This is a genomic window from Oleiphilus sp. HI0066, assembly GCF_001635725.1.
Window position 1 is genome coordinate 1 of the sequence record NZ_LWFH01001011.1, and the last position, 419, is coordinate 419.

The window sequence follows — 419 nt, forward strand, 5'->3', positions numbered from 1 at the left end:
ATGAAAGTAAATATGTGTATGGAGGAAGAATAACTAGGCCATGCATTGCGCATGGCTTAGTTAAATTAATGGCTTAGATCAGCTCTTTTGCTTTGGCTGTCCAATCAGCGAAACCTTTTGTTTTCGCGAAGGCTTCTAATTTTTTCTTATCGGCCGCACTCGGGTTTGCGACCTGTTTGAAACTTGTGATTCCAGCCTCTGCAAGTTTCTTCGCGGTCGCTGGTCCAACGCCCGGTAGCTTACTTAAATTATCAGCAGCTTTCTTAGCCGCCGCTTTTGCTGGCGCAGCTTTTTTAGTAACGGCTTTCTTGACCGTTTTAACTTCTTTCTCGACTGCTTGCTTAGCGGTTTTAATTTCTTTCTCAACGGCTTTCTTCGCAGTTTCAATTTCTTTCTCAACGGCTTTCTTCGCAGTTTTT

General features: G+C 43.4%; 1 protein-coding gene. It reads right to left on the reverse strand.

Annotated elements, in window-relative coordinates; translation table 11 throughout:
* Window positions 1-73: 73 nt before the first annotated feature.
* Window positions 74-419, reverse strand: a 346-nt coding sequence (locus tag A3738_RS11985) for a helix-hairpin-helix domain-containing protein (RefSeq protein WP_231876634.1), incomplete at its 5' end; no start/stop codon positions are given.